This is a genomic window from Streptomyces rubellus, assembly GCF_036323805.1.
In the GTDB taxonomy this organism is placed as follows: domain Bacteria; phylum Actinomycetota; class Actinomycetes; order Streptomycetales; family Streptomycetaceae; genus Streptomyces.
In genome coordinates this window covers 116,197-128,679 of the sequence record NZ_JAZDCX010000002.1, presented here as the reverse complement: position 1 = coordinate 128,679, position 12,483 = coordinate 116,197, and the positions used below count along the sequence as shown (strand labels likewise).

The window sequence follows — 12,483 nt, the reverse complement described above, 5'->3', positions numbered from 1 at the left end:
GGGTGCCCCCGCACCGCCGGGTGCGCCGGGGCGCCCGCCGGCGCACCTTCAGGAGCGCGCCTGGCCGGTGCCCTTGGCCGCGTCCAGCGCGTAGACGCAGCGGTCCCGGCTGCACGCGAAGACCACACCGTCGGCCACCACCGGCGAACCGGTGATCTCGCCCTCCGTGGCGAGCTTCCAGCGCAGCTGCCCGCCGACCGCGTCCAGCGTGTACAGGCAGTGGTCGGCCGAACCGAAGTGCACCCGGCCGTCCGCCACCACCGGGGCTCCGGTGATCTCGCCGCCGGTCGCGAAGCGCCAGCGCGGGGTGCCGCTGACCGCGTCCAGGGTGTAGAGCGCCCCGCCGCTGCCCAGGTGGACCAGTCCGTCGGCCACCACCGGCGGTTCGGCGGACTGGCGGGACTCCGTGGCGATCCGCCAGCGGTCGTGACCGTTGACCGCGTCCAGCGCGTACACCGTGCCCAGGTAGTCCGCCAGATAGACGCCACCGCCCGCGATCGCCGCGCCCGGCACGAACACCGGCGGGCACAGGAACGCGGCGGGCGCGTCGAAGCGCCAGCGCTCCGCGCCGCTCGCCGCGTCGAGCGCGAAGACCCGCGAGCCCGCGCTCACGTACACCGCGCCGTCGCCGGCGGGCAGCGGCCGCACCGGGACGCCGCCGGTCACCGAGGTGTCCCCGACCGGGTACGACCACCGCTCGGCGCCGGTGCGCGCGTCCATCGCGTACAGCCGCCCGTCGGCCCACACGTACACCGTGCCCGCCGCGAGCACCGGGGCCGCGTCGGAGGTCTCGAAGTCGCTCTGCGCGCCGGTCAGCTCCCACAGCCGTTCCCCGGTCGCCGCCTCCCAGGACTGGACGCCGCCGCCCCGGGTGGCCGTGACGACGGTGCCCCGGTCGGCCCGGAGGGCGTACACCCAGCCGTCCGTCCCCGCCCGCCAGTGCTCGGTGCCGTCCCGGGCGCCCAGGGCGTACAGGCCGGGGCCGTCGGAGGCGTGCACCCGGCCGCCGTCGACGGCCATCGACCACGCCACCTCGCGGGTCTTGAACTGCCGCCGCCCGGTCGCCACGTCCAGCGCGTGGACCTCGAAGGAGGTGACGTACAGCAGGCCGTCGGCGACGACCGGGGTGCCCCACACGTCGTTGGACATCCGGAAGCGCCAGGGCCGCCAGCGCGGCGGCGCGGCGCCGTCCTCCCGGGCCGGGGCGGGAGAGGCGGCGGTGGACGGCGTGGGAGAGGGCGTGTGGGCCACCGTGGCGGCGGCCGTACCGCCCGCGCCGCCCGCGCCGGCCGGCGGGCGCAGCACCCAGGAGGTGCCGCCGCCGATCTCCGGATCGCGGCCCCGGGCGCGCCGCGGCCCCGGCCCGATCGGCAGCTGGGCGCCCGGCAGCCGGACGGCCCCGTCCTGGCCGGCCCGCGGCGGAGCCGGCGGGGGCGGCGGTACGGACGGCGGGGGCGGGACCACCGGCGCGTTCCGGGGCGCCGCCCCGGGCGCGGCGGGCACGCCCCCGCCGCGCGGATCGGCGGCCGGGGGCCGCCAGTCGGCGCCGGGACCGCCGCCCGCCGCGGCCGCGGCGGGCTCCGGCGCCCGGTGCCGGGCCGCGGAGCGGTGCCCGGGCCCCGGCGGTTCGGGCACGGGGGCCTGCCCCGGCTCGGGCCGCGGCTCGCGCTCGGGCGGCCGTACGGGGCGCGACCGGCCGCCCCGGTGCCGCTCGATCAGCGCCACCGCGCCGGCCGGCAGCCAGGCCGAGGCCGTGCCGCTGTCGTCCCCGCCGGAGGCGAACAGGTGGGGGGCGAGCTGCGCCTGGAGGTCGGCCGGAGTGGGCCGCTGCTCGGGCTCCGGCCGCATGCAGGACTCGATGAGCGGTCTCAGCTCGCCGGGCAGCCCCTCCAGGTCCGGGCTCTCGCGCAGCAGCATGAAGACCGTCTCGACCGGGTTCGCGCCGTGGAAGGGCGGGTGGCCGGTGGCGGCGAAGACCAGGGTGGAGCCGAGGGAGAAGACGTCGCTGGCGCCCGTGACGCTGCGTGAGTCGCGGGCCTGCTCGGGCGACATGTAGGAGGGGGTGCCGACGGCCACGTTGGTCATGGTCAGCCGGGTGTTGGACACCCCGGAGGCGATACCGAAGTCGATCACCCGCGGCCCGTCCTCCACCACCAGCACGTTGGACGGCTTCAGGTCCCGGTGGACCAGGCCCGCCCCGTGGATGGACTGGAGGGCCTCGGCGACCCCGGCGGCCAGCCAGCGCACGGCCTGCGCCGGGAGCGGCCCGCACTCCTTGACTATCTCCTCCAGGGACGGCGCGGGCACGTACGCGGTGGCCAGCCACGGCACCGCGGCACGCGGGTCGGCGTCCACGACGGCGGCCGTGTAGAAGCCGCTGACCGCGCGGGCCGCCTCGACCTCGCGGGTGAAGCGGACGCGGAACAGCTGGTCCTCGGCGAGCTCGGTGCGCACCGTCTTGATCGCCACCCGCCGCCCGGAGGCCGAGCGGGCCAGGTAGACCAGCCCCATGCCTCCGGCGCCGAGCCGGCCGAGCACCTCGAACGGGCCGATGCGTCTCGGATCGTGCTGCGTCAGCTGCTCCACCACTTGCCTGCCACCTCCCCGTAGGGCCCACAACGAATGCGGCCCCGTGCAGCTTCCCACCGCCGTACCGGTCCCGCGGTCCGACTGCGATTCTTCCTGGCGAAGCCCGCGGTTGCGAACCCGGGGCCGGTGAGTCGCCCGATCCGGGTGCGGGCCCGCGCCGCCGACCGCCCCGTCAGGCGGCCGGTTCCGCCGCCGCGGGCTCCGTAGCGGCATCGGTCACGGCATCGGTCACGGCATCGGCGGCGGGCTCCGCGACGGGTTCCGCAGGAGCGAGGACGCCGAAGCGCGCGCCCTGGTTGTCCACGAGAACGGCATGGCGCCCGAAGGGGGTGTCCCGGGGCTCCTCCACCACCCGGCCGCCCAGCCGGACGGTCGTACGGGCCGCGGCGTCGCAGTCGGCGACCGCGAAGTAGACGAGGAAGTGGGCGGGCATCTCCACCGGATACGTGTCGTCGATCATCGTGCGGTCGCCGACGGCGTGTTCGTCGTCGGCCGGTTCCCCGGCCGGGACCCAGACCATGAGCTCCGGGGCCTCTCCGCCGGTCTCCGCGCCGGTCTCCGGGCCACCGTCGCCGGACCCGCCGTCAGCGGCCCCGTCGCCGTTCCCGGCCGTCCCCTCACCGGCGGTCCGGGTGGTCCCGGCGCCGCCGGCCGGGTACATCCCGTATCCGAAGACCGCCGTGTAGAAGGCGTCCACCGTCTCCCTCTCCCGGGTGAACAGCTCGGTCCACACGTACGCGCCCGGCCTGCGCGTCGCCAGGAAGCCGGTCAGGGCACCGGCCTGCCACAGTCCGAAGGCCGCGCCACCCGGGTCGACGGCCGTGGCCATCGTCCCGGCCCGGCCGACCGGCACCGGCTCGGTGACCAGCTGTCCGCCCGCCGCGCGGACCCGTCCGGCGGCCGCCGCGGCGTCGGACGTGGCGAAGTAGACCGTCCAGGCCGTCGGCAGCCGGCCGTCCGGCTTGTGCGCGAGCGCGGCGACCCGTTCGCCGTCCAGGTACGCCACGGTGTAGGAGTCCCGCGCGGGCGGTGCCGGATCGCCGTACGTCCAGCCGAACAGCGCGCCGTAGAAGCGCTTGCCGGCCTCCAGGTCGGGGAGCATCGCATCGGTCCAGCAGGGCACTCCCTCGGCGAAGGCCGTTCGGGGAATCGCTTCGGCAGAGCCCATCATCCGGTTCCTTCCGCGGTGTCCTGTCCCGATACGGGAACGCTATCCGCGGATCACCTCGTGTGCAGGGGATCACCCCATTTGGGGTCGGTCGAATCGCGGGCCGATCATCCCTCGGTAAGCTGACGACATGACAGGACAAGTACGAACTGTTGACGGTCGGGTGGCCGGGCACCGCGGCCAGGCGACACGGCAGAAACTGCTCACCTGCCTGGACGAGATGCTCAGCTCCTCGCCGTACCGCGACGTCCGGGTGATCGATGTCGCACGGCGCGCGGGGACCTCTCCCGCCACCTTCTACCAGTACTTCCCGGACGTGGAGGGCGCCGTCCTGGAGCTCGCCGAGACGATGGCGAAGGAGGGCTCGGACCTCGCCGACCTGGCCACCGGCCGCACCTGGACCGGGAAGGCCGGCTGGCAGACGGCCGAGGAGCTGGTGGACGGCTTCCTCTCCTTCTGGCAGCGCAACGACGCGATCCTGCGGGTGGTGGACCTGGGCGCCGCCGAGGGGGACAAACGTTTCTCCAAGATCCGCACGAGGGTCCTGAGCAATGTCATCGGCCCGCTGGCCGAGTCCATCGAGAAGCTCCAGGCCAAGGGCCGGGCCGACCAGGGCGTCAGTCCGGCCGCCGTCGCCGGCTCCCTGGTGTCGATGCTCGCCTCGGTGGCCGGGCAGCAGAAGAGCGTCCAGAGCTGGGGCGCCAAGCGGGCCGAGCTGAAGCCGAACCTCGCCTTCCTCCTGTATCTGGGCGTGACGGGCCGCAAACCCAGCCGGTAGCCCGCCGCCCCGCGCCCGGACGGCCGGCTCCTGTCACCGGCCGTCCGGGCGATCGGGTCCGCCGGACGGCGCCGTCCGGACCAGTGCTTCCGGATCAGTGCTTCCGGATCACTCGCCGCTGTGCAGCAGCAGGTTCGGCGAGCCCGCGCCGGCCCCCGTCACCCGGTCACCGGTCGCCCCGGTCAGCAGCGCCCGGCTCACCTGGTCGGGGGTGGCCCCCGGGTTCTCCGCGACGTACAGCGCCGCGACACCCGTCGCGTACGGCGCCGACATCGACGTGCCGCTCATCGTCCTCACCGCCGTGTCCGAGTCGATCCCCAGGGACGGGACGGACGCGCCCGGCGCGAAGACGTCCACGCAGGAGCCGTGGTTCGACCAGCTCGGCTTCGAGTCGTCCCGGGCCGTCGCGGCGACCGTGATCACGGACTCCTCCAGGGCGGGCGACTGCGCGCACGCGTCCGTGCCCTTGTTGCCCGCCGAGGCCGTGATGGTGAGCCCCGCGTCGACCAGCTTCCGGATCATCGCGCTCTTGGCGTCGCTCGGGCTGCCGCCGATGCTGACGTTGACGACGGCGGGCTTGACGGCGTTCTCGGCCACCCAGTCGTAGCCGGCCAGCAGGGCCGCCGTGGTGCCCAAGTTGTTGCAGTTGAGCACCTTCACCGCGACCAGCTTCACCCCCTTGGCCACCCCGTACGTCCCGCTGCCCAGGATGCCCGCCACATGGGTGCCGTGCCCGTGGCAGTCCTCGGCCGTCCGGTTGCCGTCCACGAAGTTGTAGCCGTACGAGGCCCGGCCGCCGAAGTCCTCGTGGGAGATGTTGATGCCGGAGTCCACCACGTACGCGGTGACGTTCGACGCCGTGCCGCGGTAGGTGTAGCTCGCGTCCAGCGGCAGGTCGCGCTGGTCGATCCGGTCCAGGCCCCAGGACGGGTCGGTCTGGACGTCGTCGCCCCGCTCGACGCGGTTGGCCTCGACGTACGCGACCGCGGGGTCGGCCGCCAGCCGCCGCGCCTGCTTCTCGGTGGCCTTCAGCGAGAAGCCCTTGAGCGCCGAGTCGAACGTGCGGTCCGGCCGGCCGCCGAAGGTGTCGGTCAGCTCCTCCGCCTTGTCCCGCACGCCCTCGGCCGCCCGGAGCTGCCGGGCCCGGGAGCCGGAGTCCTTCAGCACCACGATGTACTCGCCGTCCACCGTGTCCGGGGCCTCGGCGCCCCGGACCGTGCCCAGCGGCGCGGAGCCGGGATCGGGAGCGGCGGCTCCCGCGGTGGCGGCGGTGGCACCCGTGAGGACGAGCGCCGCCACGGCGGCGCCCAGGGCTATGCGGGGTCTCTTCGGTTTCTTCACGCGTGAGTCTTTCTGCTGTCTCTTACTGCCCGGTCGGTTCCGCATGGAGAGTACTCAGGGATCGGGGCGGCGGCGGCCCTCCCGTCGCATCCGTCCGCACCCGGAAAACCACTGCCCGGCGGGCCGCCTGACCGTCCGTCACCGGCGCGGCACCGGCGGTGCCGTCACAGCCAGCCCCGCCGCTGCGCCTGCAGGGCGAGCTGGAAGCGGCTGGCCGCACCGGCCTGTGCCATCAACAGCTCCATGCGGCGGAAGAACGTGCGGCGGCTGATGCCCAGTTCGCGGATGATCTGGCTGTCCGGCACTCCCGCGACGAGCATCGCCAGGATGCGGCGCTCGGCCGGTCCCGGCCGCCCCCCGCCCGTCACCGCGGTGTTCCCGTTGCGGGAGTGGATGGGCAGCGCCCGGTCCCAGTAGGCCTCGAACAGCGCCCGCAGCGCGGCCAGCAGCGCGCCCGGCCGCACCACCAGCGTGCCGCGGTTCATGTCGACGTCCACGATGGACATGGACACGAAGCCGATCCGGTCGTCCACCAGCATCAGCTTCACCGGCAGCTCCGGTACGACGCGCGCCTCCTCGCCCGCGTCCAGACACGGCTGGACGTTCTCGGTGATGTAGCGGGGATGGGCGAGGGAGGCCCGGGTGTACACCGCCCGGTAGCGCAGGCCCCGGCGCAGCTGCGCCACCTCCTCCTTGGCGCCGCGCTCGCTGTCCCAGAAGTACGGCGGCGAGTCGAACCGCAGCACCTCCCGCCGCGCCCCGCCCACCGCCTCGCCCAGCACCCGCTCCATCTCGCCGCCGGCCAGTTCCTCGGCGACCCGGTCGCCCACGGCCGACGGCGTACGGCGCCGGTACCGCTCGTACGCCCGGCTGACCGCCGAGCGGGCCTCCTCCAGCCGGAGCGCCTCCCGCCGGGCGAGCAGCTCCAGCGCGGACGCGGGCGGTACGGCCACCAGGGAGGCGCCGTCCGCGCCCACCGCCCCGTCCGGCACCTCGGCCGCCAGCCCGAGGCCGAGCAGCGTCCGCCGCGCCTCCCCCGCCCGCGGGGACCCGGGCGGCCGCCGGGCCGCCTCGTCGCCCGACAGCAGCGCCACGTACAGGGCGACGGCCTGCTCGTCCACTCCCAGTGCCGTCAGATGGGCCGCTAAGTCACCGGGACCCGGCTCCTGCGAGGCCCCCTCACCTCCGTCACGCCTCATGCCCTGGCACCTTAGTGCCGCTGTCCTCCGGGTGCCACCGGCCGCCCCGGGCCTCGGGTAGAACTGAGGTCATGCGCGTTCGCCGGGCGGTTCGCAACCCCGGCCGGTGAACAGCACGTCGTCCTTCCCCGTGGTGCGACCACGGCCCGGCATTCGGCCGGTCTCACCGAATGCCGCGTACCGCCGGGGCCCGGGCGACGACGATCCCGGTGCTCGGGCCCCAGAGCGCAGGTCCCGCGCTCAGGGCACCGAGCGTCCGGGGGAGGAAGATGCGAAAAGGCACAAGGGGTGTGAAACAAGCGAGCGGCGATGCCTCCCCGCACAACGGATGAGGGCCACCGGGGTTCCCGTACCCGGCGGCCCTCATCCGCGCCGCTCGCTTCCCCACCCGGGCCTCTCCCCCTCCCAGGCCCCGGCCCCGCCCGGCTCCGGTCCTGACTCCCCGTGTGATCTGTGACCCCGGACGTGGTTCCCGGCGTGAATCCGGGGTAGCGGAAGGACGCCCGGCCGTCCCGCCGACCGCCCCCGACGAGGCGGGTCCCCGGGATCCCCGGGGGGAACCGGACGCCACGGGGGAGGAAGCGGGGCATACACTCATCGGCATGCACATGTCCGACGACAGCAGACCCGTGCACATCATCGGAGCGGGGCCCGGAGGGCTGGCCGTCGCCGCCGCCCTGCGCGAACGCGGCATCCGCTCCGTCGTGCTGGAGCGGTCCGAGGCGGTCGGCGCCTCCTGGCGCGGCCACTACGACCGGCTCCGGCTGCACACCACCCGCCGCCGCTCGGCGCTCCCCGGCCTGCGCATCCCGCGCTCGTACGGCCGCTGGGTGCGCCGGGACGACCTGGTGCGCTACCTGGAGGAGTACGCCCGGCACCACCGGCTGGAACTGGCCACCGGGGTGCAGGTCAACCGGATCGACCGGGCCGACGACGGGAGCTGGGTACTGCGCGCCAACGGCGGCCGGGTGCTGAACGCCCCGGTGGTCGTGGTGGCCACCGGCTACAGCCACACCCCGTACGTCCCCGACTGGCCGGGCCGCGACTCCTTCGCGGGCGAGCTGCTCCACGCCCGCGACTACCGCGCCCCCGGGCCGTACGCGGGCAAGGACGTCCTGGTCGTCGGCACCGGCAACACCGGCGCCGAGATAGCCCTGGACCTCGCCGAGGGCGGCGCGTCCCGGGTGCGGCTCGCCGTCCGCACCCCGCCGCACATCGTGCGCCGCTCCACCCTGGGCTGGCCCGCCCAGGCCACCGGCATCGCGGTACGGCACCTGCCGGTGCGGCTGGTGGACGTCATGGCCCGGGGGCTGGCGAAGGTGTCCCTGCCGGACCTGTCGAAGCACGGCCTGCCGCGCCCGGAGACCGGCCTCTACACCCGGGTGCGCCAGGGCGCGATCCCCGTCCAGGACACCGGTTTCGTCAAGGCGGTCCGCCGGGGCCGGATAGAGCCGGTGGCGGCCGTGGAGTCCCTCGACGGACCCAAGGTCGTCCTGGCCGACGGCAGCACCATCGCCCCGGACACCGTCATAGCCGCCACCGGCTACCGCCGCGGGCTGGAGGAGCTGGTCGGCCACCTCGGCGTGCTGGACGAGCGCGGCCGGCCCCGCGCGCGGGGCCACCGCACCCTGCCCACCGCCGCGGGCCTGTACTTCACCGGCTACACCAATCCCATCAGCGGCATGCTCCGCGAACTGGGCATCGAGGCACGGAAGACGGCCCGGGCCGTCGCCCGCACGACGAGCGACTGACGCCCGGCGGCCGGGAAGTGGCCGGGCGTCAGCCGCCGGGTGTCCGGACGCCCGGCCGGCTCCGCGTCCTCGCCAGAACCGTTTCACCGGATACGGTCCCCGCCGGGGCGCCGCCATCGCCCGCCGGGTCCGTGCCCGGCGCCGCGGCGTCCCGGTCCAGCTCGCACCAGATGCGCTTGCCGGTGTCCTCCGGCCGCCAGCCCCAGCGGTCGGCGAGCGCGCCGACCAGTTCCAGACCGCGGCCGCCGGTGTCGTCGTCCCCGGCCCGGCGCCGCAGCGGCGGACAGGCGCAGGTGTCGGCGACCTCGATCCGCACGGTGCCCCGGCCCGCGGCGAGGCGGCCGGAGAGCAGCATGCGGAGCCGGGCGGGGCGGCCGGTGTGGACCACGGCGTTGGTGACCAGTTCGGAGACCAGCAGGACCAGTGTCTCCACCAGGGGCTCGTCCGCCGCGAGCCCCGACCGGGCCAGCCGCGACCGGGCCCAGCCGCGGGCTCTGCCCACCTCCCTGGGATCGGTTCCGACCTCCAGCTGCATCTGACGCATCCGCACCCTTCACCATCCCTGACCGGGAGCATCCGGTCGCGTGCCCGTACGGGCACGCGACCGCTGTCCTTTCCCCCGGTGCGGCACAGCCTGCTGGACGCCGGGGCCCGGCAACAAGCGCTTCAGGCATATTCCGGCGCAAAGGAGTAGGCGTAGCGCATACTGTGCGATGCCCGGCCCCGGGAGTCGAACACCCGCCCCGGAAAGGCGACTTGTGTGATCGACTGGATGCCGTGGAAGCAGTAGCCGCGCTCATCGCCGTCCTCGGCACCTGCTGGGTTCCGGGATCACCCATGTCCTCCAGCGCCGCACCACCGCCTACGGCGAGGAACCGGCCCGCCGCGTACTGCACGTACGCGGGGGCGCTGCACGACTACCGGCGCATGCTGGTGCACCGGTGGTTCGCGGAGCACGAGCGGCCCGGCGAGGAGGACATGCCCGGCCTCGGGGAACATCGGTACAGCGGTTGGCGCTGAGAACGATCATGGTCAGGGCGTGAGAACGCTGACCCGGTTCTCGTACTCACGGCGGGCCTTGCGCTGGGCCGGGACTGCGGGGACGCTTTGGCCACCGTCGAGCGGCTGGCAGCGGGCGAGGAGCTGGCGGTGCACGGCGGGGACGGTGCTGACGCGCAGGGTGTAGCCCTGGCCGCGCCGTACGGTCGCCCCTTGATCGAGCGCGGCGCGCTCGGCGGGCTCCAGCTCGGTGGTGCGGAGGAAGTCGGCGACCTTGCCCGGCATGTCGAGGGTGACCGGCAGCTCCGGGGCGGCGGCGTCCTCCTCGATGGCGGTGTGGTCGGGCAGGAGGTCGGCGACGGCCGTGCGGATGGCGCCGCGGCTGACGCCGTGGTCGCGTGCGAGAGCGGCGATGGAGCGGCCCTCCAGGTACGCGGCGCGCACGGCGTCGGTCTTCGAGGCTGCCACGGCCGGGCGGCGCCCGCCCTTGCTGCCCTTGGCCTCGGCGGCGCGCAGTCCGTCGTAGGTCAGCTCGCGCTGGAGGTCGCGTTGGAGTTCGCCGGCAGCGGCGAGGGTCTGCACCGTGAACTTCCCGGTGGACAGCAGCTCGCCGGTGCGCGGGTGGCGGGCGGTGAGGTCCATCGCGGAGAACGCGCCGTCGTGGATGCGCAAGGCGAGGCGGTCGCGGTGCAGGACGTCGAGCGCGTCGAGGATGTGCTGGTTGCCGCGAACGAGGCGGAACATCTCGGAGATGTGGACGGTGTCGCCCGGCCGCGCGTAGGTGAGCAGTTCGCGGAACTTCGCGCGCTGGAGGGGGTGGAGGCGGCTGGAGGTGCCCGGGTCCTCCTCGAAGGCGACCGGGTCTTCGATCCCGGCCTCGTCCAGGACGAGGTCCTGCCGGGCGGTGGACTGCTGATCGGTCGGGACCCGCTTGTAGACCAGGTTCGCCACCGAGGGCCCCTTCCGTACGGAGGATCGGCCCCTGTCTGCCGTCAAACCCTGTCAGCAATCACCATCGGATCTGATTGGATTCGGACCGCCGCGAACCCCCGGATTGCACGGGTTCATTGGACGCGCCGCCTGCCTGTCGTCAAACGATCCTTTTCCGACAGGAGTCGATGCAGCTCTATGCTTACGCGTCCCGCTGGCAGGGGGCACCGGTGTGCATGTTGGACGAGGCACCGTCGATGACGGAGCTGAGTCGGTCGCGGGCGTGGGCGAGGTCTGCGATGCGCCGGTCGAGGTGCTCGCGTTCCGCGGCTAGGCGTTGGAGGAGCTCGGGGGTGGCCTTGCCGTCGATGACGCAGGGCGTCAGTTCGGCGATGGCCTTGCTGCTCAGTCCGGCGGCGTACAGCTGGCGGATGAGGTGGACCCGGTCGACGGCGCTCTCCGTGTAGTGGCGCTGGCCGCTGCCGCTGCGCTCGGCGGTGAGCAGGCTCTGTTCCTCGTAGTACCGCAGGGCCCGGGTGGTGACGCCCGTGCGGCGGGCGAGTTCCCCGATCCGCATTCCCGCCCCCTCTCCTTCATGTGTTGCGGCTCACACGCACTTGCCTTTTACGTCAACGTCAAGTTTTACGGTAGCTCATGTGCCCACCAGTGGGCGAACAGTCCGATTGGACCCCGTATTGGGGTGAGCTGAACGACGAACGGAGTGTCTATGAGTGAGGACACTGCACCGGCCCGGCGGGTGATCGGCGTCGAGGAACACGCCTGGACCCCGGAACTGCGTGCCGCCCTTCTCCGGTGGGGCGGTGACGCGACCGTCAACAGGATGAGCAGTCGGGGGGAGGTCAACCTGCGCCTGCTCGACGTCGGCGAGGAACGGCTGGCCCGGATGGATGCCAGTGGCGTGGACATGGAGGTCCTGTCGGTCACGACTCCTGGGACCCAGCCTCTGCCGCCGCAGGTCGCCGTACCGCTCGCCCGGGAGGCCAACGAGGTACTGGCCGATGCGGTACGCCGCCACCCCGATCGCTTCGCAGCTTTCGCGACGCTGCCCATGTCCGATCCGCAGGCCGCCGCCGCGGAACTTGAGCGCGCGGTCACCGGTCTGGGGCATGTCGGCGCGATGCTTTTCCCCCGGACCGGCGAGATGTTCCTCGACCACGTCAGCTTCCGCCCTGTGTTCGAGGCGGCCGCTCACCTCGGTGTGCCGCTGTACATCCACCCGGCCATGCCGCCCGAAAGCTCATCGACGCCGCCTACAGCGGTTTCGACGAGATGACGGGCCTGCTGCTGTCCACCGGAGGGTGGGGATGGCACTCGGAAGCCGGCCTGGCGACTCTGCGGCTGATCCTCGCCGGAACTCTGGACCGACACCCGGACCTGCAGATCATCCTCGGGCACCGGGGCGAGATGCTGGTGCCCTTCACCGACCGCGCCGATCTGCTCAGTACCGCAGCCCCGCACCTGCAGCGCCGCGTCCTGGACTACATCACCGGCAACCTGGCCGTCACCGCCGGCAGCCTCTACAGCCACCGCATGCTCAGCGCGGCCGTGGACGTCCTGGGCCCCGACCGGGTCATGTTCGGCGCGGACTCCCCTTACGGCGCCCCCACCGCCGGCGACGGCCAGGACGACCGGGGCCTCGGCGGCGTCGACTCCCGCGGCACGTAACGGCGGGGCGGGCGGCGCCCGCACCTTCGTCGACCACGCCCA

At 74.0% G+C, this 12,483-nt stretch carries 12 protein-coding genes; 5 read left to right on the top strand and 7 right to left on the bottom strand.

The genetic code is table 11. The annotated features are described in order from the left end of the window. Positions 1-48 precede the first annotated feature (48 nt). Positions 49-2,589: a protein serine/threonine kinase AfsK gene (gene afsK, locus V1L54_RS02950; protein ID WP_330116235.1), complete on the bottom strand. Its 2,541-nt coding sequence runs from the start codon at positions 2,587-2,589 to the stop codon at positions 49-51. A gap of 172 nt (positions 2,590-2,761) precedes the next feature. Beyond that, positions 2,762-3,757, bottom strand: a complete 996-nt coding sequence (locus V1L54_RS02945) for a VOC family protein (RefSeq protein ID WP_330116234.1) — start codon at positions 3,755-3,757, stop codon at positions 2,762-2,764. A gap of 130 nt (positions 3,758-3,887) precedes the next feature. Between V1L54_RS02945 and V1L54_RS02940 the strand changes: the two genes are divergently transcribed. Then, a complete protein-coding gene (locus tag V1L54_RS02940) occupies positions 3,888-4,535 on the top strand; it encodes a TetR family transcriptional regulator (RefSeq protein ID WP_330116233.1) in 648 nt (215 codons plus the stop codon). Positions 4,536-4,643: 108 nt separating this feature from the next. Here V1L54_RS02940 and V1L54_RS02935 read toward each other — a convergent pair whose 3' ends face one another. Both V1L54_RS02935 and V1L54_RS02930 read right to left on the bottom strand, forming a co-directional pair. Then, a complete protein-coding gene (locus tag V1L54_RS02935; RefSeq protein ID WP_330116232.1) occupies positions 4,644-5,876 on the bottom strand; it encodes a S8 family peptidase in 1,233 nt (410 codons plus the stop codon). Positions 5,877-6,040: 164 nt separating this feature from the next. Then, on the bottom strand, positions 6,041-7,075 hold the full coding sequence (locus V1L54_RS02930) for a LuxR family transcriptional regulator (protein WP_330116231.1): 1,035 nt from the start codon (positions 7,073-7,075) through the stop codon (positions 6,041-6,043). Positions 7,076-7,683: 608 nt separating this feature from the next. Between V1L54_RS02930 and V1L54_RS02925 the strand changes: the two genes are divergently transcribed. Then, positions 7,684-8,826: a flavin-containing monooxygenase gene (locus tag V1L54_RS02925; protein ID WP_330116446.1), complete on the top strand. Its 1,143-nt coding sequence runs from the start codon at positions 7,684-7,686 to the stop codon at positions 8,824-8,826. A 28-nt stretch (positions 8,827-8,854) separates the two neighbouring features. Here V1L54_RS02925 and V1L54_RS02920 read toward each other — a convergent pair whose 3' ends face one another. Continuing rightward, the gene (locus tag V1L54_RS02920) at positions 8,855-9,376 is read right to left on the bottom strand and encodes an ATP-binding protein (RefSeq protein WP_330116230.1); all 522 of its coding nucleotides are present in this window, start codon (positions 9,374-9,376) and stop codon (positions 8,855-8,857) included. A 227-nt stretch (positions 9,377-9,603) separates the two neighbouring features. Here V1L54_RS02920 and kilB point away from each other — a divergent pair, with 227 nt between their 5' ends. Then, positions 9,604-9,846 carry a plasmid transfer protein KilB gene (gene kilB / locus V1L54_RS02915; protein WP_330116229.1) on the top strand — a complete coding sequence of 81 codons (243 nt, stop codon included), beginning with the start codon at positions 9,604-9,606 and terminating at the stop codon, positions 9,844-9,846. A 12-nt stretch (positions 9,847-9,858) separates the two neighbouring features. On the opposite strand, the gene V1L54_RS02910 is transcribed toward kilB, so the two are convergent. Both V1L54_RS02910 and V1L54_RS02905 read right to left on the bottom strand, forming a co-directional pair. Further along, the gene (locus V1L54_RS02910; protein ID WP_330116228.1) at positions 9,859-10,776 is read right to left on the bottom strand and encodes a recombinase family protein; all 918 of its coding nucleotides are present in this window, start codon (positions 10,774-10,776) and stop codon (positions 9,859-9,861) included. A 181-nt stretch (positions 10,777-10,957) separates the two neighbouring features. Next, positions 10,958-11,332 (bottom strand): MerR family transcriptional regulator, encoded by a 375-nt coding sequence (locus V1L54_RS02905; RefSeq protein ID WP_330116227.1) that lies wholly within the window; start codon positions 11,330-11,332, stop codon positions 10,958-10,960. Between the two features lie 180 nt (positions 11,333-11,512). Between V1L54_RS02905 and V1L54_RS02900 the strand changes: the two genes are divergently transcribed. Together V1L54_RS02900 and V1L54_RS02895 are read left to right on the top strand one after the other, a co-directional pair. Continuing rightward, positions 11,513-12,049 (top strand): amidohydrolase family protein, encoded by a 537-nt coding sequence (locus tag V1L54_RS02900; protein WP_330116226.1) that lies wholly within the window; start codon positions 11,513-11,515, stop codon positions 12,047-12,049. Beyond that, complete coding sequence (locus V1L54_RS02895) at positions 12,046-12,441, top strand: amidohydrolase family protein (RefSeq protein ID WP_330116225.1); 396 nt, start codon at positions 12,046-12,048, stop codon at positions 12,439-12,441. Before V1L54_RS02900 ends, V1L54_RS02895 begins: the two co-directional genes overlap by 4 nt. Positions 12,442-12,483 lie beyond the last annotated feature (42 nt).